The 22,096-nt window shown below is 58.6% G+C and carries 15 protein-coding genes; 10 read left to right on the top strand and 5 right to left on the bottom strand.

Annotated features, from left to right (window positions below):
* Positions 1-13 precede the first annotated feature (13 nt).
* On the bottom strand, positions 14-2,794 hold the full coding sequence (locus tag AC1VYI_RS09845) for a flavocytochrome c (RefSeq protein ID WP_134865978.1): 2,781 nt from the start codon (positions 2,792-2,794) through the stop codon (positions 14-16).
* A gap of 604 nt (positions 2,795-3,398) precedes the next feature.
* On the opposite strand from AC1VYI_RS09845, the gene AC1VYI_RS09840 reads away from it, so the two are divergent.
* From AC1VYI_RS09840 to AC1VYI_RS09825, 4 genes are all read left to right on the top strand, one after another.
* On the top strand, positions 3,399-4,907 hold the full coding sequence (locus AC1VYI_RS09840; RefSeq protein ID WP_023312327.1) for an anion permease: 1,509 nt from the start codon (positions 3,399-3,401) through the stop codon (positions 4,905-4,907).
* 53 nt (positions 4,908-4,960) lie between these two features.
* On the top strand, positions 4,961-6,610 hold the full coding sequence (gene fumA, locus AC1VYI_RS09835; protein ID WP_045356690.1) for a class I fumarate hydratase FumA: 1,650 nt from the start codon (positions 4,961-4,963) through the stop codon (positions 6,608-6,610).
* A 282-nt stretch (positions 6,611-6,892) separates the two neighbouring features.
* The gene (gene tcuC, locus AC1VYI_RS09830; protein ID WP_134865977.1) at positions 6,893-8,206 is read left to right on the top strand and encodes an MFS transporter; all 1,314 of its coding nucleotides are present in this window, start codon (positions 6,893-6,895) and stop codon (positions 8,204-8,206) included.
* Positions 8,203-8,991 carry a substrate-binding domain-containing protein gene (locus AC1VYI_RS09825; protein WP_023312330.1) on the top strand — a complete coding sequence of 263 codons (789 nt, stop codon included), beginning with the start codon at positions 8,203-8,205 and terminating at the stop codon, positions 8,989-8,991. The genes tcuC and AC1VYI_RS09825 overlap by 4 nt, the downstream gene beginning before the upstream one ends.
* Here the strand turns inward: AC1VYI_RS09825 and psrA are convergent.
* From psrA to AC1VYI_RS09810, 3 genes are all read right to left on the bottom strand, one after another.
* Positions 8,966-9,865: an L-proline-binding transcription factor PsrA gene (psrA, locus tag AC1VYI_RS09820; protein ID WP_023312331.1), complete on the bottom strand. Its 900-nt coding sequence runs from the start codon at positions 9,863-9,865 to the stop codon at positions 8,966-8,968. The two genes, AC1VYI_RS09825 and psrA, sit on opposite strands and share 26 nt — an antisense overlap.
* Before the next feature lie 92 nt (positions 9,866-9,957).
* A complete protein-coding gene (locus tag AC1VYI_RS09815) occupies positions 9,958-11,487 on the bottom strand; it encodes a cryptochrome/photolyase family protein (RefSeq protein ID WP_134865976.1) in 1,530 nt (509 codons plus the stop codon).
* Positions 11,484-11,630: a DUF2256 domain-containing protein gene (locus AC1VYI_RS09810; RefSeq protein ID WP_065454001.1), complete on the bottom strand. Its 147-nt coding sequence runs from the start codon at positions 11,628-11,630 to the stop codon at positions 11,484-11,486. The genes AC1VYI_RS09815 and AC1VYI_RS09810 overlap by 4 nt, the downstream gene beginning before the upstream one ends.
* Positions 11,631-11,845: 215 nt before the next feature.
* Between AC1VYI_RS09810 and mtfA the strand changes: the two genes are divergently transcribed.
* Positions 11,846-12,643: a DgsA anti-repressor MtfA gene (gene mtfA, locus AC1VYI_RS09805; RefSeq protein ID WP_023312333.1), complete on the top strand. Its 798-nt coding sequence runs from the start codon at positions 11,846-11,848 to the stop codon at positions 12,641-12,643.
* Here mtfA and AC1VYI_RS09800 read toward each other — a convergent pair.
* Positions 12,640-13,851, bottom strand: coding sequence for an MFS transporter (locus AC1VYI_RS09800; RefSeq protein ID WP_196350599.1), 1,212 nt, complete (start codon positions 13,849-13,851; stop codon positions 12,640-12,642). The genes mtfA and AC1VYI_RS09800 overlap by 4 nt on opposite strands.
* 138 nt (positions 13,852-13,989) lie before the next feature.
* On the opposite strand from AC1VYI_RS09800, the gene AC1VYI_RS09795 reads away from it, so the two are divergent.
* Genes AC1VYI_RS09795 through AC1VYI_RS09775 form a run of 5 tightly spaced genes read left to right on the top strand, consistent with a single transcriptional unit; the run spans position 13,990 to position 21,956 of the window.
* The gene (locus tag AC1VYI_RS09795; protein ID WP_134865975.1) at positions 13,990-15,732 is read left to right on the top strand and encodes an IucA/IucC family protein; all 1,743 of its coding nucleotides are present in this window, start codon (positions 13,990-13,992) and stop codon (positions 15,730-15,732) included.
* Positions 15,732-16,679, top strand: a complete 948-nt coding sequence (locus AC1VYI_RS09790; protein ID WP_134865974.1) for a GNAT family N-acetyltransferase — start codon at positions 15,732-15,734, stop codon at positions 16,677-16,679. Before AC1VYI_RS09795 ends, AC1VYI_RS09790 begins: the two co-directional genes overlap by 1 nt.
* The gene (iucC, locus tag AC1VYI_RS09785; RefSeq protein WP_319003423.1) at positions 16,676-18,418 is read left to right on the top strand and encodes an aerobactin synthase IucC; all 1,743 of its coding nucleotides are present in this window, start codon (positions 16,676-16,678) and stop codon (positions 18,416-18,418) included. The genes AC1VYI_RS09790 and iucC overlap by 4 nt, the downstream gene beginning before the upstream one ends.
* A complete protein-coding gene (locus AC1VYI_RS09780; protein ID WP_023312338.1) occupies positions 18,415-19,740 on the top strand; it encodes a lysine N(6)-hydroxylase/L-ornithine N(5)-oxygenase family protein in 1,326 nt (441 codons plus the stop codon). The genes iucC and AC1VYI_RS09780 overlap by 4 nt, the downstream gene beginning before the upstream one ends.
* A gap of 26 nt (positions 19,741-19,766) precedes the next feature.
* A complete protein-coding gene (locus AC1VYI_RS09775) occupies positions 19,767-21,956 on the top strand; it encodes a TonB-dependent siderophore receptor (protein WP_045356712.1) in 2,190 nt (729 codons plus the stop codon).
* The last annotated feature ends 140 nt before the right edge of the window (positions 21,957-22,096 follow it).

The raw sequence follows: 22,096 nt of genomic DNA, 5'->3' as shown, positions 1-22,096 counted from the left end.
CAACACAGGGGCCTTACTGCTTTTTCGAACGCATCGCCGCCTGATGTCCTGCAAGGGTACCAAAAATAATGATATCCGCCACCGCGTTACCCCCGATACGGTTGCCGCCGTGGATCCCCCCGACCACTTCACCGGCCGCAAACGCGCCTGGCAGCACGTTGTGGTTGCTGTCCAGCACGCAGGTTTCGGTGTTTATGGTCACGCCGCCCATGGTGTGGTGCACGCCCGGTGCAATCTGAATGGCGTAGAACGGCCCTTCATTGATAGGCGCGCGCAGCGCGGTGGTACGACCAAAATCGTCATCATGCTGTTTTTCAACGAAGCCGTTGTAACGTTCCAGCGTCGCGAGGAAAGCGTGGTAATCCATACCCAGCGCTTCAGCCAGGGCTTTTGGCGAGCTGGCGCTGGTCACGAAACCTTTTGCGATGTACTCATCCGCGGCTTTGTTTTTGGCACGTACGTGCTCGTCAAAGACGATGTATGCGTATTTCTCCGGCAGCGCGATGATTGACGCCGAGACCTTATCGCGGGTCGACATTTCGTTGTAGAAGCGCTCCCCTTTCTGATTGACCAGAATCGCCCCGCCGCCGCGAATGGATTCGGAAATCAGGTACGAGGTGTTCTGCTCAACGGTTGGGTGAATTTGAATTTCGCCCATATCCACAGTACCCGCCCCGATGCGCTCCAGCAGCGCGATGCCGCCGCCGGTTGCCCCTTTGTGGTTGGTGGTGACGAACCCTTCCAGATCCGGACGGTATTTCACCACCATCTGGCTGTTGGCGCTGAAGCCGCCGGTGGCAACAATCACGCTTTTGGTTGCCACGGTGACGGTTTCGTTCTCTTCGGTGGTCAGACGTACGCCGGTCACTTCGCCGTTCTCGAAGATGATGTCGCTGACGGAGGTATCCAGCATCACCTCGATGTTGCGTTTGTTGACGTTACGCACCAGGCCGCTGATCAGGTAGCCGCCCACCGCAGAACCGTCTTTTGGACGGTGAGTACGATCGATGCTCATCCCGCCGGTGGTGGTGATGTCGTTCAGCATGATGCCGCGCGTTGCCAGCCACTCAATTGCCTGCGGCGCGTTTTCGACGAAGCGACGCAGCAGTTCCGGGTTGTTCTTGTTGCCGCCGCCTTTCAGGCTTTCCTGATAGAACAGCTCCTTGCTGTCATGAATGCCCTTCACGCGCTGGAAGCGGGTTTCGGCGGCGTTCATACCGGCAGAGGCTTTAATGGTGTTCCCGCCGATGGTCGGCATTTTCTCGACAATCAGCACGCTCGCGCCTTCGTCGTGAGCCTGGATCGCTGCCGCCAGACCGGCGCCGCCGCTGCCGACAACGACCACGTCCACGCTGCGGGTTTCGTTCGGGTCGACGCCCTCTTCCGCGGCCAGCGCTTTGCTGGATTTCAGCATCGCTTTAGAGACCGCTTTCTTCACCGCTTCACTCTGGCTGGTTGCGCCGGTGATGGCATCCACGTGCGGGGTGTTGGCATCCAGAATGCGGGTACGGATCTCTTCAAAGCTGGTCACAAACTCAACGTCTTCGCTCGGGCCGGAGGCCAGCTCAATGTCCGCAATGCGGTCGGTTTCCAGACTGACGTTAATCACCAGTTCGTTAGCGTCATCCTGCACTTTCTCAGCAAAGGTACCCGGTTTGAATTTGGATTCGCCCATGCTCATGTCGCGGATCATCGCTTCTACCAGCGAGAAGCGCCACAGCGGTTCAGGAATGCTGAGCTCTTCGCGTTTGGTGCTGTCCATAAACAGCTCCAGGCTTTCCCCGGCCGCAATGCGGTCTGTCCAGTCCGGATAAGCGATGGTGGCGCGGCCAACGGCAATCAGGTCGTAACCGTGATCCAGCGCTTCATTCACATCGGAAGCATTCACCACGCCGCCCACGCCCATGACCGGAACCTGCGCCAGCGTTTCAGAACGCATCGCGCAGTATTTTTCGATAAGCGGAGTTGGATCCTGAGTGTCGACAATGGAAGGACGCAGGGTCGCGCCGACGGAGAAGTGCAGATAGTCCACGCCGCGCGCCGCCAGTTTTTCCAGCAGGTACATGGTGTCGTCAAAGCGGATGCCCGGGACTTCCATCTCTTCAGGGGAGAAGCGGTAGCCAATAATAAACGCGTCGTCCGCGTACTGGCGCACCATTTTGTGGGTAATGTCCAGCACGGCCAGCGGGAACTTCGCGCGGTTATCGCGGCTGCCGCCCCACTCGTCATCGCGCTGGTTTGAATTCGGTGAGTAGAACTGCTGAATCAGATAGGTGTTTGCCCCGTGGATTTCCACGCCGTCGAAACCGGCCTGGATGGCGCGACGCACCGCCTCACCAAACTTGCCGATCATGCCTTCCACTTCTTCTGCGGTCAGAGCAACCGGCGTTGCGGCACCTTCACGCGGCGCGGCTACGGCGCTCGGGCCAACCGGGGTGCGGCCACCAATCAGTTTTGGGTCGACCATGCGGCCGCCGTGGTAGATCTGCAGCAGCGCCTTAGATCCTTTGGATTTAATGGCCTCTGCGATTTTCGCCAGCCCGGCAACTTTCTCATCATTATCAATACCGATGGCACCCGGGAAGGCGAGACCGAGATCGTCGACGAAGCAGCATTCCACAATGATGGTGCCAATGCTGCCGGAACGGGCACGATAGTACTCCACCAGCTCGCTGGTGACGGTGCCGTCAAAATAGCCGGTACAGGTTGTCATAGGGGCCATTAACAAACGGTTTTTCAGTTCAGTACCATTCGGTAATGTGAAAGGGCTAAGAATGCGTTCGTTAGTGCTCATAATAGAAACTCCAAACTTTTAAAAATTAAGAATTCGTTATCGGATTGATTTTTTATTTCGTCGTTATTTGCCGATGTCATGATATTAATATAATGATTTTTTTAGTTTCTAAAGTTATTACGTTAGTTAAAAAACTATTTAATCCCTTCGATAACACAAATAACACATTGGTGTTAGCGATTGTAATTCAGCCATTCACAATAATTTAAAATTCGTTAAATGATTAATGGTAAAACCAATTCACCAAAACAAAATTAAGATCAATAAAAACAATGCACTAAAAACACACCACAATCTTACCTGTTAAAAAAATGATAAAAAATATGCCAAAAACAGGCAATAACCACATACGCCAGAGTGGTTATTAATAAAAGCATAAAAATAACGCTGCAATTCTATTTTTTTGATCGCGATCAATAGTTATGGCATTCAAAAGAGCAATATAAAAACATCATCATTTTTTAATTTAGCGCACACGAAAACGCGTTAAATCGCTATTACTGAAAATACAAGAAAGCACCTTTAATAACTAAAAAAAGCAAAGAAACTAAATAAAGTGCTTTTTCATTGTGACCGAATTTTTGACAACTTAAGACGTGAAACTATGAATACAAAAACTGCTGTAACGCCCCCTGTGGCGAACCAGGCATCGAATGGAAACGCAAAACGATTGCTGATGATGGCGCTACCCGTCATCGTCGCCGTACTGCTGCTGTTTGTTCCCGTTCCTGAAGGCTTGCCGCCTTACGCATGGCACTACTTCGCCATCTTTGTCGGCGTGATCGTCGGTCTGATCTTCGAACCGCTGCCGGGTGCGGTGATCGGCCTGACCGGCGTGGTCGCCATCGCCCTGTGCAGCCAGTGGGTGCTGTTCAGCCCCGATCAGCTGGCTGACCCGAAATTCAAACTGGCGGGCGCCTCCTTTAAATGGGCGGTGAGCGGGTTTGGTAACTCTACCGTCTGGCTGATTTTCGGTGCCTTTATGTTCGCCGCAGGCTATGACAAAACCCGCTTCGGCCGCCGTCTGGCGCTGATTCTGGTGAAGTACCTCGGCCGTCGCAGCCTGACGCTCGGTTACGCCATTACGTTTGCTGACCTGCTGCTGGCACCGTTCACCCCGTCCAACACCGCGCGCAGCGGCGGAACCATCTACCCGATTATCGCTAACCTGCCGCCGCTGTACGGTTCAAAACCTAATGACCCAAGCGCGCGTAAGATTGGTTCATACCTGATGTGGGTGGCGATCACCGCCGCCTGTATCACCAGCTCAATGTTCCTCTCCGCCCTCGCGCCAAACCTGCTGGCCCTGGCGCTGGTGAAAAGTACGGTTGGGATTGATATCTCCTGGGGCACCTGGTTCCTCGCCTTCCTGCCGCTGGGTATCCTGCTGATTCTGACCATGCCGCTGCTGGCCTACTGGTTCTACCCGCCAGAAGTCAAAGTGAATAACGAAGTGCCGCTGTGGGCGACCCGCGAGCTGGAAAAACTCGGCAAACTGTCCCGCAACGAAATTCTGCTGCTGGTGTTCGTTTGCTGTGCTCTGCTGATGTGGATCTTCGCCGCCGCGTGGATTGAGCCTGCCATGGCGGCCCTGCTCATCGTCGGTCTGATGCTGTGGACCGGCGTGCTGGAGTGGAACGATATCACCGGTAACAAGGCCGCATGGAACACCTTCGTCTGGTTCGCTACCCTGGTGGCACTGGCGGATGGCCTCTCCTCTACCGGCTTTATCAGCTGGTTAGGTAAAGAAGGCGGTCTGCTGATGAGCGGTATCTCTCCGGGCGTGGCGACCATCGTTCTGCTGCTGGCGTTCTACCTGCTGCACTACCTGTTTGCCAGCACCACAGCGCACACCACGGCGCTGCTGCCAGCGATGCTGACCATCGCCTCCACCATCCCTGGCATGAATATGGAAGTGTTCGTTCTGCTGATGGTGACTTCGCTGGGCGTGATGGGGATCATCACCCCATACGGTACTGGCCCAAGCCCGATTTACTACGGCAGCGGCTACCTGCCAACCAAAGACTACTGGCGCCTCGGCACCATCTTCGGTGCCATCTTCCTGGCGGCCCTGCTGCTGATTGGTTATCCGTGGATGTCCATGATGTTCTGATTCCTGACCGCCGGACGTTTCCTCCGGCGGTTTTATTTTTGTGGAGCAATACTATGTCGAATAAACCGTTTTTTTATCAGAACCCCTTCCCTCTTTCCCATGACGACACCGAATACTACCTGCTGACCAAAGAGCACGTCTCCGTTGCCGAATTCGACGGTCAGGAAGTGCTGAAAGTGGAGCCGGAAGCCCTGACCCTGCTGGCGCAGCAGGCCTTCCATGATGCCGCGTTTATGCTGCGTCCTTCCCATCAGAAGCAGGTTGCCGCCATTCTCAACGACCCGGAAGCCAGCCAGAACGACAAATACGTTGCCCTGCAGTTCCTGCGTAACTCTGAAATTGCCGCAAAAGGCGTTCTGCCAACCTGCCAGGATACCGGCACCGCGATCATCATGGGCAAAAAAGGCCAGCGCGTCTGGACCGGCGGCGGTGACGAAGCGGCGCTGAGCCAGGGCGTGTATAACACCTACATTGAAGATAACCTGCGCTACTCGCAGAATGCGGCGCTGGACATGTATAAAGAGGTGAATACCGGCACCAACCTGCCCGCGCAGATCGATCTCTACAGCGTGGACGGGGACGAATACAAATTCCTGTGCATGGCAAAAGGCGGCGGTTCTGCCAACAAAACCTACCTCTATCAGGAAACCAAAGCGCTGATCACCCCGGCGAAGCTGAAAAACTACCTGGTTGAGAAGATGCGCACCCTGGGCACTGCGGCCTGCCCGCCTTACCATATCGCGTTTGTGATTGGCGGTACGTCAGCGGAAGCCACGCTGAAAACCGTGAAGCTGGCTTCCACGCGCTACTACGACGCGCTGCCGACGGAAGGTAATGAACACGGCCAGGCGTTCCGCGACGTTCAGCTCGAACAGGAACTGCTCCAGGAAGCGCAGAACCTCGGCCTCGGCGCGCAGTTCGGCGGTAAATACTTCGCCCACGATATCCGCGTGATCCGCCTGCCGCGCCACGGCGCCTCCTGCCCAATCGGCATGGGCGTCTCCTGCTCCGCAGACCGCAACATTAAAGCGAAGATCAACCGCGACGGGATCTGGATTGAGAAGCTGGAACACAACCCGGGCCAGTATATTCCTGAATCACTGCGCCAGCAGGGCGAAGGCGACGTGGTGAGCATCAATCTGGACAAGCCGATGAATGAGATCCTGGCGCAGCTTTCCGCGCACCCGGTCTCTACCCGCCTGTCGCTGAACGGTACCATCATCGTGGCGCGCGATATTGCCCACGCGAAGCTGAAAGAGCTGCTCGACAACGGTGAAGAACTGCCGCAGTACGTTAAAGATCATCCGATTTACTACGCAGGCCCGGCCAAAACGCCGGAAGGCTACGCGTCCGGCTCACTCGGCCCGACCACGGCTGGCCGTATGGACTCGTATGTGGACTTACTGCAATCCCACGGCGCGAGCATGATCATGCTGGCGAAAGGCAACCGCAGCCAGCAGGTAACCGACGCCTGCCATAAGCACGGCGGCTTCTACCTGGGCAGCATTGGCGGCCCGGCGGCGGTGCTGGCGCAAAACAGCATTAAGAGCCTGGAATGCGTCGCGTATCCGGAGCTGGGAATGGAAGCCATCTGGAAAATTGAAGTCGAGAACTTCCCGGCGTTTATCCTGGTGGATGACAAAGGCAACGATTTCTTCCAGCAGATCCAGAACAAACAGTGCGCGGGTTGTTCACAGCGCTAGGTCGAGACAGTCCGGGTGGCGCAACGCTGCCCGGCAGTCGCAGAAAGACATGCGCCTGCGTCATGTCACAAAACCGTGATATCAGCCACTTAGCAAAACGTGGTGAATAAAAAATCAATTAATTGTTAAGTTATTGTTGTCATTAATTGTATTTATCCCGCGAAGGCTATTCATGCAAAAAGTGCATCAGCCGATGCGGCATTTGCGCTTATCTATTTCCTCATCCTGATCCAGTTTTCAAAAACAGACGCGTAAAACGTCAACAATAAACTGGAGATAACCATGTTTTCCTCAACCTCACCTGCAACCGTACGCTCGAAAGCGGGCGCCATACTTCGCGTGACGTCCGGCAACTTTCTTGAGCAGTTCGATTTCTTTCTTTTCGGCTTCTATGCCACCTACATCGCCCACACGTTCTTCCCGGCAAGCAGTGAATTTGCGTCGCTGATGATGACCTTCGCCGTCTTCGGCGCGGGCTTTTTGATGCGTCCAATAGGCGCCATCGTGCTTGGCGCATATATCGACAAGGTGGGGCGCAGAAAGGGGCTAATCGTCACGCTTTCCATCATGGCGGCGGGGACGTTCCTGATCGTGCTTATCCCCTCTTATCAAAGCATCGGTCTGTGGGCGTCGCTGCTGGTGCTGACGGGCCGTCTGCTGCAGGGCTTTTCCACCGGTGCGGAGCTTGGAGGCGTCTCGGTTTATCTGGCTGAAATCGCCACGCCGGGGCGCAAAGGGTTTTACACCAGCTGGCAGTCCGGCAGCCAGCAGGTCGCCATTATGGTCGCCGCGGCGATGGGCTTTGCCCTGAATGCCCTGATGGAGGAGAGCGCCATTCGCGAATGGGGCTGGCGCATCCCGTTCCTGTTCGGCTGCTTAATCGTGCCGTTTATCTTTTTCCTGCGCCGCAAGCTGGAGGAGACGGAAGAGTTCAGCGCGCGCCGCCAGCATCTGGAGATGCGTCAGGTCTTTAAAACGCTGCTCGGCAACTGGCAGGTGGTGGTCGCAGGCATGCTGATGGTGGCGATGACCACCACCGCGTTCTACCTGATCACCGTCTACGCCCCCACTTTTGGCAAAAAGGTGCTGATGCTCAGCGCCTCGGACAGCCTGCTGGTCACGCTCCTGGTGGCGATTTCTAACTTCATCTGGCTGCCGGTGGGCGGCGCGCTGTCGGATCGCTTCGGGCGCAAGCCGGTGCTGATTGCCATGGCCCTGCTTGCGCTGGCGACCAGCTACCCTGCCCTGACGCTGCTGGCGAGCGCGCCCAGCTTCTCCATGATGCTGATCGTGCTGCTGTGGCTCTCCTTCCTCTACGGCCTGTACAACGGCGCGATGATCCCGGCCCTGACGGAGATTATGCCTGCTGAAGTGCGCGTGGCGGGGTTCTCTCTGGCTTACAGCCTGGCAACGGCGGTCTTTGGCGGCTTTACCCCGGTCATGTCCACCGCGCTGATTGAATACACCGGTGACAAAGCCTCGCCTGGCTACTGGATGAGTTTCGCTGCCGTGTGTGCCCTGCTGGCCACGCTCTACCTCTACCGCCGCCGCGCGGTATCGCTGCAAAACACCGTCAAGTCACAGGGGGCAGTATGAAACGCACCTATCGTTTTACCGCCAGCGCGCTGGTGCTGGCGCTCCTGAGCGTTAATGCCTGTGCCCAGGACGTGAAGGTCATGATTTCAGGCGGCTTCAAGGCCGCCCTGGAAAAGCTGGCCCCGGACTATGAACGCCGGACCGGGGATAAAATCGTGATTATTCCCGGACCCTCAATGGGCGCTACGCCGCAGGCGATCCCAAACCGACTGGCGCGCGGCGAGAAAGCCGACGTGGTGATTATGGTGGGCGATGCGCTGGAGAAGCTCGAAAAAGCCGGCCAGACCCAGCCGGGTTCGCGAACGGAACTCGCGGACTCCCCCGTTGGCATGGTGGTAAAAAAAGGGGCGGATGTCCCTGATATCAGCAGCGAGGCGGCTCTGCGTAAAACGCTGCTGCAGGCCAGCTCCATCGCCTACTCTGACAGCGCCAGCGGCAGGTACGTCAGCCAGACGTTGTTCAAAAAGCTGGGGATTGAAAAGGAAGTGGCGGATAAAGCGACAATGGTCGAGCGTATCCCGGTCGCCTCAGAAGTGGCGAAAGGAAAATACGCCGTCGGTTTCCAGCAGGTGAGCGAGCTGCTGCCGGTTCAGGGCGTCACCTTTATCGGGAAAATCCCGGATAATCTGCAGTACATCACGCGCTTCGCGGGTGCGGTCACCCGTCACGCAGAATATCCCGCGGAGGGGAAAGCGCTGCTAACCTATCTCGCCTCACCGCCCTCCAGGGACGTCATCCAGAAGACGGGAATGATCCCCGTTACGTCCGGCGATACTGCTCGGTGATCTGTTTTTCCAGTTCAGCCGCAATGTAGGACTGGATGCGCCCCCGGCGCCGGATAAGCCCCACGGTGCGTTTCACTTCCGGCGCCACCAGCGGCAGATGCGTCAGCAGCGTGTGCTCTGACGTCGGCATCGACATGGCGGGAACGGCAGCAATGCCGATCCCCGCCTCTACCATACCGAGCATCGTGGTAACGTGGCGCGTTTCGCAGACGCTGGGGCGTTCGGGAACGATATCCCCCAGCATCCGATCGAGCAGGTTACGGTTACCTGACGTTTTATCGAGGGAGATATAATCCTGCTGGTAAAAGGCCTGCCACGTCAGATGACTCTTCTGCGCCAGCGGGTGATCCTTTCGGCACGCCGCAACATAAACATCCTCCACCAGCGGGAAAAATTCGATGTCAGACGGCAGGTTTCCTGCGAAGCTGATACCAAAATCCGCCTGGCTTCGGGCCACGGCGTCAATCACATTCCCCGCGCTGCTGTCGATGAGCTTAATGCGAACGCGCGGATAGCGAGACTGAAAACGACGGATCACATCGGGCATAAAGTAACAGGCCGCGGACGGTACCGTGGCAACCGTGATCAGCCCCGTCCGCTCTTCGCTGACCTTATCGACATCCGCCAGCATTGACTCAACGTTGTCGAGCAGCTGCGCGGAGCGTTCAGCAAAGTTTTGCCCGTATAGCGTCAGGGCCACGCGGCGGGTGGTACGGTCAAACAGCCGGTTTCCCAGCGCGGCTTCCAGCTTTTCAATCCTGCGGCTCAGCGCCGACTGGGATAAGCAGATAGATTCAGCAGCGACACGGAAGTTACCGTATTCCACTAACGCTCTGAAAGCATAAAGATCGTTAAGGTCAAAATTCACGGGCATAGCGTCTGGATGTCCTGTCGGGGAATACGCAGCAAAGTCAAAAATAATAGCGTCTTATTGACCCACCGCAACCGGCGCGGTGTTGAAATACGTCAGAGCTCGTTGAGATGCAGGCGAACATACCCGGCGCGATCGGCAATGGCCTGCCGCTCCTCTTCCTTCATGTCCGCAAGCTGTTTAAAGACGATGCCCAGGCGGGGATTGTTACCCAGACGCGCCTGGTTGCGCGCAAAGAAATCCCAGTAAAGGGCATTGAAGGGGCACGCCAGCTCTCCGGTACGCTGGGTGTGCTGATACCGGCACCCCTGACAGTAATTACTCATCTTGTGAATGTACGACGCGCTCGAAACGTAGGGCTTACTGGCCAGCAATCCGCCATCGCCAAACTGGCTCATCCCGAGGGTATTGGGCAGCTCTACCCATTCAAAGGCATCAATGTAGACACCCAGATACCATTCATGAACAGCCTGCGGCGACAGGCCGCTGAGCAGGCTAAAGTTCCCGATGACCATCAGGCGCTGGATATGGTGGGCGTAAGCCTCGGTGAGCGACTGTCCAACGGCATGCGCCAGGCAGCGCATCTGCGTCTTGCCGGTCCAGAACCAGTCCGGCAGCGGGGCGTGCTGGTCTAAGGCATTCAGCTCCCGATAGCCCGGCATCTGCGACCAGTAGATCCCACGCACGTATTCCCGCCAGCCGAGAATTTGTCGGATAAACCCTTCAACGGCAGGCAGCGGCGCATGGCCCGAACGCCATGCCTGCTGGGCGGCAGCTACCACTTCCCGCGGATTAAGCATTTTGGTATTCAGCGCGAATGAAATTAACGAGTGGAAAAGAAAAGGTTCCTCAGCGTGCATCGCGTCCTGCCAGGCGCCGAACTGGGGGAGCACGTGAGCGATAAATTCATCCAGCCTGGCTTTGGCTTCCGAACGGTTGAGCGGCCAGCGAAAATTCCCGGCCTGCGGTTCGCCGAAGGTCTTTACGCCGCAGCGCTGGATCTCCGCCCATAAGGCTGAATAATCGTGGCGCGGACGCGAATCCTCCGGCGCGGGCGGCTCGCCGGACCAGCGTTTGCGGTTTTCGGCATCAAAATTCCATTTTCCCCCTTCCGGCTCGCCTTCTGAGGTTAACAGTACACCGTGCTGACGACGCATTTCCCGGTAAAAGTACTCCATTCGCCAGCTTTTGCGCGTCGCAAAGAACGCGCTCACCTGTTCACGGGTAGTGAAGAAATGCTCGCTGCTGACGCAGGCCGTTTCGACGGACGCCGCTTTCGCCCACGCCTGCAGCTGCGTATCCAGGCGCCATTCGTCGGGCTCCTGCCATATCACCCTGTCGGCGCCGTAATGCGCGACAAGCGCGTTGAGATTGTCTTCCAGCGCGCCGCGGTTTGAGTCGTCAGAGAGCCGGACATACCTCACCCGATGCCCCTTCTCCTTTAACGCAGTGGCAAACGCGCGCATGGCCGCAAAAATGGCGATCACTTTCTGAGCGTGATGAAGCACGTACGCGGTTTCTGCCCGCAGCTCCAGCATCACGTAAATGACATTTGGATTGCAGGCATCAAACCAGCTGTGGTGCGGATTAAGCTGATCGCCGAGGATCAGGCGCAGTTCGGTCAACGGTGGCTCCTGCGACAGCGCTCGGAACAGTATTTGACCTCATCCCAGCATTTCGCCCATTTCTTGCGCCACGTCATAGGCCGCTGGCAGTGCGCGCACGCACGGCTGGGCAGGCTCTGCTTGTTACCTTTGAAATCGCTCATCTTTTCAATACCGTACTGATTTCTTCACTGAACCTGTGGGTTAAGGCTACGACAGACTTCACAAAATGAAGGTGATGCCCGTAAACCGCTACCCACCGCTACGTACGAATGATAGTTTATTCAGGCTGGAATTGTCGCAGTGAGCGATTTTCTGGCATCTTAACCAAACCTGACTTTCCCATTTTTGTTCAAGTGACGAGTTTGCGAGCAAAGCGATGATAAAGTGGCCCTGGAAAACGAATGAAGCTGGCCGGGATATGGCGCTGCCATGGGATGACGCGCTGACGATCCCTGTTCTGGCTAATCTTAAGCCGGATGAACAAGCGAAACTGGTTCAGCTGGCGGATCGTTTTTTACAGCAAAAACGTCTGGTTCCACTGCAGGGTTTCGAACTCGATCCCCTGAAAAACGCGCGTATCGCCCTGCTTTTCTGTCTGCCGGTGCTTGAGCTCGGCATTGAGTGGCTGGACGGTTTCCACGAGGTGCTTATCTATCCTGCGCCGTTCGTGGTGGATGACGAATGGCAGGACGATATCGGGCTGGTGCACAACCAGCGCGTGGTGCAGTCCGGACAAAGCTGGCAGCAGGGGCCGATTATCCTGAACTGGCTCGACATTCAGGACTCGTTCGATGCGTCCGGTTTTAATCTGGTTATCCATGAAGTGGCGCATAAGCTCGATACCCGCAACGGCGATCGCGCCAGCGGAGTTCCGCTGATCCCGCTTCGCGAGGTGGCGGGCTGGGAGCACGATCTGCACGCGGCGATGGATAACATTCAGGATGAAATAGACCTGGTGGGCGAAAGCGCGGCCAGCATTGACGCCTATGCGGCAACCGACCCGGCCGAGTGCTTTGCGGTGCTGTCGGAATATTTCTTTAGCGCGCCCGAGCTCTTCGCGCCCCGTTTCCCGGCGCTGTGGCAGCGTTTCTGCCAGTTTTATCAGCAGGATCCGCTCCAGCGTCTGCGGCAAAATGAGGAGTCTGGCGGCCATTCCTCCCGCCAGATCCATTAAGGCTTTTCAGAAGGGGTCCGCTCGGTTGACCGTACCCCTATGCTCAACGCTAAAAACAGCACTGCCATTCCCCACGCGGCCACCGTCAAAGACTGCTCGCCGTAAAAGCGCGTCACCACGGGCACCAGCAGCGCGCTGACGCCGTAGCCTAACGTGTGGCTGGTGGCGATGACGCCCGCCCCTTTCCCGGTGGTCAGCCTGTCGTTCAGCAGAAGCTGGTAGCCCGGCGTGGCCATCGCCGCCCCGAGTGAAGTGATAACAATCCCCACGTAGAACAGCGTTAAACCCGCGACGGTCATCAGCCCAAGCCCGGCCACCATCAGCACCGCCGCGATGCAGAGCAACGTCACCGGGGTGAAATGCTGCGGGCGGACCACCAGAAACTGCGCCGCGAGCGTGGCCAGCGCGGCCAGGCTAAGCAGAAGCGCAACATGATGGCTGATCTCCCGGGCGTTGCCCTCCAGCAGGGGGCTAAGATGCGGTGACAGGCCAAGCTGCATCAGGCTCACCAGCGCCGCCAGCAGCAGCGCCAGCAGCAGGAACGGCAGCATCGAGGCCTGCAGGCGGGTCGCCTGGTGCGCCACTGGCGGCAGCGGCGGGTCTGCGGCTTCGCGAAGCACCAGCAGCAGCGCGATTAACGGCGCGATCGCCATTAGCCAGAGCGGCGCCACCGGGCTGACGCTGAGCATTAGCGCTGCCAGCGGCGGGCCGAGCAGACGTCCGCAGCTGAGGCCGGAGCTTATCGTCGCCAGCGCCGCCATTCTTTTCTCCAGCCCCGCACGCTGAATAGCCCACGTCTGGGCCGCAGGCACCAGCCCCGACACAGTCAGTCCGTAAAGCAGACGCGAAAGAATCAGTCCCGCCAGTCCCCAGACGGTATCCAGCCTTCCGGCCGCCATCGCCCAGACCACCAGCGCCATAACGGCGAAACTGGCCAGATAGCCGCTCAGCGAGGCCAGCATCACGGCCTTACATCCCCGCCGCTCGCTCTGGCGTCCCCACCAGGGCGAGGCCGGTAAAAAGAGCATGGATCCGAACATCAGCAGACCGGCCCAGACCGAGAGCGACAGCCCGGTCAGGGTCACCAGCTGCGGGAGCATCACCAGCAGGCCGTTTTGCCCGATACCTAATAAACCCGCACATAACGCCAGGGGCCAGTTGGCTTTTGAGGCGGCGTTTTCGGTCAATGTTTCTGAGTCAGCGCGCATGAGAATGTGAACATAGTGTCAATAAATGTGTGGAAATTATGAAGTTTATGAAAACAAATATTGCAAAAATGGTTGCGACTGTAAACAGAATGAATATCATAACGAGAATTATTATCAATCATGGAATGAGGTACATCTATGCGTGCTCTGCCCCGCTCTGCCGGTACAGACGTTGCAGCCCAGTGTTTTTTAAACGCCCTGTTGCGCGAAACGAAGGACTGGCGCTATCTCCCCGCTACCGCTGCGGATGCGTTACCGAACATTCATATCCCGCTGTCCCAAACCCAGGCGCTTCGGGTTCCGGTACGCTATTTCTCTCCCACCCAGCATCATCAGTACCGTTTCCCGGCAACGCTTATTCAGAGCAACAGTGATGACGGTGACGCCGTCACATTTGACCAACTGGTTGATTTAATTCTTGAAAAACCATCAGTTAAAGGATCGCTGGATGCCGATACGCTGGCGCGTTTTAAGCAGCGCGTTCTCGAAAGCCATGCGCACACCTGGCAGGCGATCGATCTGCGCCACAGCTGGGCAAACCTGCGCGATAAGCCGCTGACGTTTGCCGACGCGGAACAGGCGCTGCTGGTCGGCCACGCGTTTCACCCTGCACCGAAGTCGCACGAGCCGTTCAACGAAACCGAGGCGCGTCGCTATCTGCCCGATTTCGCCTCCCGCTTCCCGCTGCGCTGGTTTGCCGTTGAGAGCACGCTCGTTGCCGGCGACAGCCTGAACGTCTCCCTGCGCGAGCGTCTGCTGCGCTTCGCGGCCCAGAGCGCGCCTGAGCTGCTCGGCCACTTCACCGACACCCGCTGGCTGCTGCCGATGCATCCATGGCAGGCCGACTATCTGCTGGAGCAGGACTGGTGCCAGCGTCTGGCGGAAAACGGTTCATTGCAGGATCTGGGCGAAGCGGGCGCGCAGTGGCTGCCTACCAGCTCCTCCCGCTCGCTGTACAGCGAAACCAACAGCGACATGATTAAGTTCTCCCTCAGCGTGCGCCTGACCAACTCCGTGCGCACTCTGTCGGTCAAAGAGGTTAAGCGCGGAATGCGCCTGGCGCGCCTGGCGAAAACGGAACGCTGGCAAGATTTACAGGCTCGCTACCCAACCATGCGCGTGATGCAGGAGGACGGCTGGGCGGGGCTGCGTGACGAAAGCGGCGTTATTCAGGAAGAGAGCCTGATGGCCCTGCGCGTCAATCTGCTGTTCGATACGCCAGACACCCAGACCAACGTGCTGGTGAGCCTGACCCAGGCCGCGCCGGACGGCGGCGACAGCCTGCTGGCTTCCGCGGTGCGCCGTCTGAGCCAGCGTCTGGATTTACCGCTCGCCCGGGCCGCCCGCTGCTGGCTGGACGCCTATTGCGACCGCGTGTTGCTCCCGCTGTTCAGCGCCGAGGCGGACTACGGTCTGGTCCTGCTGGCGCACCAGCAAAATATCCTCGTTGAGATGCAGCAGGATTTCCCCGTCGGGCTGATCTACCGCGACTGCCAGGGCAGCGCGTGGACCGAAGGGGCCGACGCGTGGCTGAAAGAGGCGGGCGAAACGGAGGTGGAAAACCGCTTCGGTGAGAGCCAGCTGCTGCGCTACTTCCCTTATTACCTGCTGCTGAACTCTACCCTTGCCGTCACCGCCGCCCTCGCCGCTGCCGGTTTTGACAGCGAGGAGAACCTGATGTCCCGCGTGCACGACGCGCTGGCCGAACTGCGCCGCACGGCAAAGCAGACCCGCTGCCTCGACTACGTGCTCGACAGCCCGACCTGGAACTGCAAAGGCAACTTCTTCTGCTACCTGCACGATCGCAATGAAAACACCATCGCCGATCCGGCGGTGATCTATTTCGACTTTAGCAACCCGTTTTACAAGGAGAAGGCGTAATGGCAATCGCGAATATCGTCCATTCCGGCTACGGCTTTCGCTGCACCGCAACGGATCGCGCGCTGCCGCTGACGTTGGGTCTCGACGGCAGCGCGGTGCTGGAGCGTCTGAATGGGCTCCCGGACGGCTGGCTGGTCGAAGCCCTGGATCAGCTGTTTGTTGCCGCACCCGCGCTGACCGGCATTACCCTGCCCTGGGCGACCTGGCAGGATGCCCCCCAGGCGCAGGCGCTGTTTAGCCTGGCCCACGGGGACTATCTGGCACGCGAAACCTTCTGGCAGCTGCCGCTGTGGCTGAAAGGCGAACGGCCGCAGGCCAGCGGCGGGATGCAGTTTGATGAGAGCCGTCAGCTGTATTTCCCGCTGCGTCCTCACCGCCCGCAGGGCGAAGTGTACCGTCGCTACGATCCGCAAATTAAGCGCACCCTCAGCTTCCGCGTGGTCGACGTGGCGCTGGACGGCGAGCGCTTTACCCAATGGATGAACAACCCGCGCGTGAACGCCTTCTGGGAGATGGCAGGCCCGCAGGCCGAGCAGGAAAGCTACCTGCGTCGTCAGCTTGACTCGACCTACTGCTACCCGGTTATCGGCTGCTTCGACGACCAGCCGTTCGGCTATTTTGAGCTCTACTGGGCGGCGGAAGACCGCATTGGCCGCCACTACCGCTGGCAGCCGTTTGACCGCGGCCTGCACATGCTGGTGGGCGAAGAGAACTGGCGCGGCGCGCAGTACATCCGCAGCTGGCTGCGCGGCCTGAGCCACTATCTGTATCTCGATGAACCGCGCACCGCGCGCATCGTGGCCGAGCCGCGCTTCGACAACCAGCGCCTGTTCCGCCATCTGGCCTCCGCCGGTTTCGAGACGGTGAAAGAGTTCGACTTCCCGCACAAGCGCTCGCGCCTGATCATGAGCCAGCGCCACCGCTTCTTCAGCGAGGTGGAACTGTGAACGCGCTCTGGCAGAAAGTGAACCGCGAGATGGTGGCGAAGATCCTCGCCGAGCTGGAGTACGAACGCACCCTGCGCGCTGAGCCGGTTTCGTCGGACGTCTGGCGCATCGCCATAGGCAACGAGTCCTGGCAGTTTCGCGCCGCGCGCGGGATCTGGGGCTGGCTGCATATCGACCCGGACAGCCTGATCGCCGCCAGCGGCGATGCCGTCGAAGCGGAAAGCGCGCTGCTGCAGCTGGCGACGGTGCTGGAGATGAGCGACGCGCAAACGGCAGAGCATATGGAAGATCTCTACGCCACGCTGCGCGGCGACATGCAGCTGCTGCAGGCGCGTGAAGCGCTGGACGCGGACGCGCTGATCCACCTCGACCCGGACGAATTACAGTGTCTGATGAGCGGTCACCCGAAGTTTATTTTCAACAAAGGTCGCCGCGGCTGGGGCCTGGACGCGCTGCGTCAGTACGCGCCCGAGTATCGCGGACGTTTTCGTCTGCACTGGGTTGCCGTTCAGCGGGAGCATCTGGTCTGGAGCAGCGACGCCGATTGCGAGATCAACGCTCTGCTGGCGAGCGCCATGGACAACGCCGAGCGCGCCCGCTTTGACGCCCGCTGGCAGGCGCTGGGTCTCAACGACGGCTGGCTGCCGGTGCCGCTGCACCCGTGGCAGTGGCAGCAGAAGATTGCCATTCATTTCCTGGCGCAGCTGGCGCGCGAAGAGATGGTTGAGCTGGGCGAATTTGGCGACGAGTATCTGGCGCAGCAGTCCCTGCGCACGCTCACCAACGCCAGCCGTCGCGCGCCGTATGACATCAAGCTTCCGCTGACCATCTACAACACCTCCTGCTATCGCGGCATTCCGGGCAAATACATTGCCGCCGGGCCGCTGGCCTCGCGCTGGCTTCAGCAGCAGTTTGCCACCGACGCCACGCTTGCCCGCTCCGGCGCGCAGGTGCTTGGCGAACCCGCTGCCGGATATCTGTCGCATCCGGGCTATGCCGCATTGCCGAAAGCGCCCTACCGCTATCAGGAGATGCTGGGGGTGATCTGGCGCGAGAATCCGTCCTGTTATTTAGAAGACGGTGAACAGGCGGTGCTGATGGCCGCGCTGATGGAAACCGACAATGCCGGGCGCCCGCTGATCGACGCGTGGATTAAACGCTCGGGGCTAAGCGCCGACGCATGGCTGGAAAAGCTGTTTGAGGCAACGGTGATCCCGTTCTATCACCTGCTCTGCCGCTACGGCGTGGCGCTGATCGCCCACGGCCAGAACGTGACGCTGGTGATGAAGGATTACGTCCCGCAGCGCATCCTGCTGAAGGATTTCCAGGGCGATATGCGCCTGGTTGATGAGGATTTCCCGCAGGCCCAGAGCCTGCCGGAGCAGGTGAAGGCCGTCACGGCGCGCCTGAGCGCGGATTACATCATTCACGACCTGCAAACCGGCAACTTTGTGACGGTGCTGCGCTTTATCTCGCGCCTCACCCTGCAATGCGGCGTGAGCGAAACGCGCTTCTACCAGATTCTGGCCGGGGTATTACGGGGTTATATGGCGGCGCACCCGGATCTGGCAGAGCGCTTCGCCAAATTCGATCTCTTCAAGCCGCAGATTATTCGCGTGATCCTCAACCCGGTCAAACTGACCTTCTCCGAACACGACGGCGGCAGCCGCATGCTGCCGAACTACGTCACCGACCTTGATAACCCTCTTTTTCTCGCCTCCCGGGAGTCAGCGCAATGAAAACCTATGATTTCATCGGCATTGGTATTGGCCCGTTTAACCTCAGCATCGCCGCTCTGGCCGAAGGGCTGGACGGCTTTAGCTCGCTGTTCCTTGAGCGTAAACCGCACTTCTCCTGGCACCCGGGAATGATGGTGCCGGACTGCCACATGCAAACCAGCTTCCTGAAGGATCTGGTCAGCGCCGTGGAGCCGACCAACCGCCACAGCTTCCTGAACTACCTGGTGCAGCGCAAAAAGTTCTATCGCTTCCTGACTACCGAGCAGCGCACCGTCTCCCGCGAAGAGTTTGCGGACTACCTGTGCTGGGCGGCGGAAAACCTCACCAATCTGTCCTTCAGCCAGCAGGTCCAGCAGGTGAGCTTTGATGAGAAAAGCGGCCTCTTTGAGGTGGTGACCCAGCGCGACCGCTTCCTGGCGCGCCACGTCTGCGTGGGTATTGGCAAACAGATCAACCTGCCTGACTGCGTTACGACGCAGGACGATACCTGTTTCCACGCCAGCGAGATGATGCTGCGCACGCCGGATCTCACCGGCAAGCGCGTCACCGTCGTCGGCGGCGGCCAGAGCGGGGCCGACCTTTTCCTGAATATCTTCCGCGGCGAATGGGGCCAGCCGCTGAGCCTGAACTGGGTATCGCGCCGCAATAACTATAACGCGCTGGATGAAGCCGCCTTTGCCAACGAGTATTTCACGCCGGAGTACGTGGACAGCTTCTCCACGCTGGGCGAAGAGGCCCGACGTCAGATGCTGCACGAGCAGAAGATGACCTCCGACGGCATCACCACCGAGTCCCTGCTGGCGATTTACCGCGCCATGTACCACCGCTTCGAAGTGCTGCGTGAAAAACCCTGGGCGCACCTGATGCCGTCCCGCTCGGTGACGGCCCTGACGCGCCAGGAAAACGGACATCGCCTGAGCATTCAGCATCACCTCGACGGCGGCCGCGAGCAGCTGGATAGCGACGTGGTGATTTTCGCCACTGGCTACCGCGCCGTGCAGCCCGCGTTCCTCGCGCCGCTGTCTCACCGCCTGCATCTGGACACGGACGAAGCCTTCTGCATTAACAATGATTTCACTCTCGAATGGGACGGTCCGCAGAGCAACCGCCTGTTCGCCGTGAACGCCGGGATGCACCGTCTCGGCATTGCCGAACCCCAGCTCAGCCTTATGGCCTGGCGCGCGGCGCGAATTCTTAATCGCGCGCATGCCGACGAGCCGTTTGAGCTGGCCACCACACCCGGCGTTATCCACTGGCGCACCACCACCAGCCCGGACAGCAGCCCGGTTTTTAAATCATTAGCAAAAACCACCGAGTACTGACACACACAATCAGGATCAACATAACAATGAAACGTTCTCATCTTTGGGTTTTAAATCCTTGCTTGCTTGCAATGCTTTCTACCTCTGCGTGGGCGGAAGAACAAAAGGAAGAAAATATCGTTGTCTCCGCCAGCCGCGCGCACCGCAGCGTGGCCGAGATGGCGCAGACCACCTGGGTCATCGAGCGAGCTGAAATTGAGCAGCAGGTTCAGGGCGGGAAAGAGATTAAAGAGGTGCTGGCGCAGCTGATCCCGGGCATGGACGTCAGCAGCCAGGGCCGTACCAACTACGGCATGAACCTGCGCGGCCGCTCCATGATGGTGATGGTGGACGGCGTTCGCCTGAACTCGTCCCGCAGCGACAGCCGCCAGCTGGACTCTATCGATCCGTTCAACATTGACCGTATCGAAGTGATCTCCGGCGCCACCTCGCTCTACGGCGGCGGCAGCACCGGCGGCCTGGTGAACATCGTCACCAAAAAGGGCCAGCCGGATACCGAGGTTGAGTTCCAGACCGGGGCAAAAAGCGGGTTTAACAGCCACAACGATCACGATGAGAACGTGTCGGCAGCCGTAAGCGGCGGCAACGACAACGCCTCCGGTCGTCTGTCGGTGTCCTATCAGCGCTACGGCGGCTGGTATGACGGCAAAGGCAACGAGGTGATTATCGATAACACCCAGACCGGCCTCCAGTATTCCGACCGTATTGATGTAATGGGCACAGGCACCATCAACATTGACGATCGTCAGCAGCTGCAGCTGACGACGCAGTACTACAAGAGCGAGTCCGACGGCAAGCATGGGCTGTATCTCGGGAAGAACTTCTCGGCGGTAACGGGCGATGCGACCGCGTACAACAAAGATAATCTCGATTCTGACCGCGTACCGGGTACCGAGCGCCATCTGATTAACCTGCAGTATTCCAATACCGACTTCTGGGGCCAGGATCTGGTCGCGCAGATTTACTATCGCGACGAGAGCCTGACCTATTATCCGTTCCCGACCCTGACCAAAGGCGTGGTGAGCAGCATCGGCGCGTCCCAGCAGAAAACCGATTTTTACGGCGGCAAGCTGACGCTGAACAGCAAGCCGGTGGACGATTTGACGCTGACCTGGGGTGTGGATGCCGACCACGAAACCTTCGATGCCAACCAGCAGTTCTTTAACCTGAGCAAGGCTGCGGCGAGCGGCGGCATGGAGCTGGATAACGCCTACAACGTGGGCCGTTACCCGGGCTACAGCATCACCAACCTCGCCCCGTTCCTGCAGGCCAGCTACGACATTGACGCCATCACCCTGAGCGGCGGCGTGCGTTATCAGTACACCGAGAACAAGGTGGACGACTTTGTCGGTTATACCCAGCAGCAGGCCATCGCCACCGGGAAAGCCACCTCCGCCGACGCGGTGCCGGGCGGGAAAACCGATTACAATAACTTCCTGTTTAACGCCGGGATCCTCGGTCGCCTGACCGAACAGCAGCAGCTGTGGTTTAACTTCTCCCAGGGCTTCGAAATTCCGGACCTGGCGAAGTACTACGGCTCCGGCACCTATCAGCTCAGCAACGGTCACTATCGCCTGCTGAACAGCGTCAACGTGAACGACTCGACGCTGGACGGTATCAAGGTCAACGCTTATGAGCTGGGCTGGCGCTACACCGGCGATAACCTGCGCACGCAGGTCGCGGCGTATTACTCGCTCTCGGATAAAACCATCACCATCAACAAGACGGATATGACCATCAACCTGGAAGACGACAAGCGTCGTATCTACGGGGTGGAAGGTCAGGTGGACTATTTCTTCACCGACAGCGACTGGAGCACCGGTGCGAACTTTAACGCTATCAAGTCTGAAACGCGCGAAAACGGCAAATGGGAGAAGCTGACGGTCGACAGCGCCAGCCCGTCGAAAGCCAGCGCATGGGTCAACTGGGCGCCGGGCGACTGGACCCTGCGCGTACAGAGCACGCAGACCTTTGACGTGTCAGACTCCGACGGCAAGAAGATCGATGGCTATAACACGGTCGACTTCCTGGGCAGCTACGCCCTGCCGGTGGGTAAGGTCAGCTTCAGCGTGGAAAACCTGCTGGACAAAGACTACACCACCGCCTGGGGCCAGCGCGCACCGGGGCTGTATAGCCCAACCTACGGTGCGCCGGGGCTGTATACCTATAAAGGCCGCGGACGTACCTTTGGTCTGAACTACTCCGTACTGTTCTGATCCTGAGCGCCGCCTGCGGGCGGCGCATTTTGCTGTGTAATTTCAACGCGAATTTGCTATAAAATCAGCGATTTGCTGAAATTGTCGGCAAACGAAACAAAAGTGCGTTTTCACCCTTTGACAAGGCGTACCGAGGTCGC

It is taken from the genome of Enterobacter sp. QK-SA4, assembly GCF_056856775.1.
Note: the sequence above shows the minus strand (reverse complement) of the source record. Positions and strands in the feature narration are given on the sequence as shown.

Excerpts from the sequence above, each read along its gene's own strand:
- AC1VYI_RS09845 (WP_134865978.1), bottom strand. The coding sequence starts at position 2,794 with ATGAGCACTAACGAACGCATTCTTAGCCCTTTCACATTACCGAATGGT.
- AC1VYI_RS09840 (WP_023312327.1), top strand. The coding sequence starts at position 3,399 with ATGAATACAAAAACTGCTGTAACGCCCCCTGTGGCGAACCAGGCATCG.
- fumA (WP_045356690.1), top strand. The coding sequence starts at position 4,961 with ATGTCGAATAAACCGTTTTTTTATCAGAACCCCTTCCCTCTTTCCCAT.
- tcuC (WP_134865977.1), top strand. The coding sequence starts at position 6,893 with ATGTTTTCCTCAACCTCACCTGCAACCGTACGCTCGAAAGCGGGCGCC.
- AC1VYI_RS09825 (WP_023312330.1), top strand. The coding sequence starts at position 8,203 with ATGAAACGCACCTATCGTTTTACCGCCAGCGCGCTGGTGCTGGCGCTC.
- psrA (WP_023312331.1), bottom strand. The coding sequence starts at position 9,865 with ATGCCCGTGAATTTTGACCTTAACGATCTTTATGCTTTCAGAGCGTTA.
- AC1VYI_RS09810 (WP_065454001.1), bottom strand. The coding sequence starts at position 11,630 with ATGAGCGATTTCAAAGGTAACAAGCAGAGCCTGCCCAGCCGTGCGTGC.
- mtfA (WP_023312333.1), top strand. The coding sequence starts at position 11,846 with ATGATAAAGTGGCCCTGGAAAACGAATGAAGCTGGCCGGGATATGGCG.
- AC1VYI_RS09800 (WP_196350599.1), bottom strand. The coding sequence starts at position 13,851 with ATGCGCGCTGACTCAGAAACATTGACCGAAAACGCCGCCTCAAAAGCC.
- AC1VYI_RS09795 (WP_134865975.1), top strand. The coding sequence starts at position 13,990 with ATGCGTGCTCTGCCCCGCTCTGCCGGTACAGACGTTGCAGCCCAGTGT.
- AC1VYI_RS09790 (WP_134865974.1), top strand. The coding sequence starts at position 15,732 with ATGGCAATCGCGAATATCGTCCATTCCGGCTACGGCTTTCGCTGCACC.
- AC1VYI_RS09780 (WP_023312338.1), top strand. The coding sequence starts at position 18,415 with ATGAAAACCTATGATTTCATCGGCATTGGTATTGGCCCGTTTAACCTC.
- AC1VYI_RS09775 (WP_045356712.1), top strand. The coding sequence starts at position 19,767 with ATGAAACGTTCTCATCTTTGGGTTTTAAATCCTTGCTTGCTTGCAATG.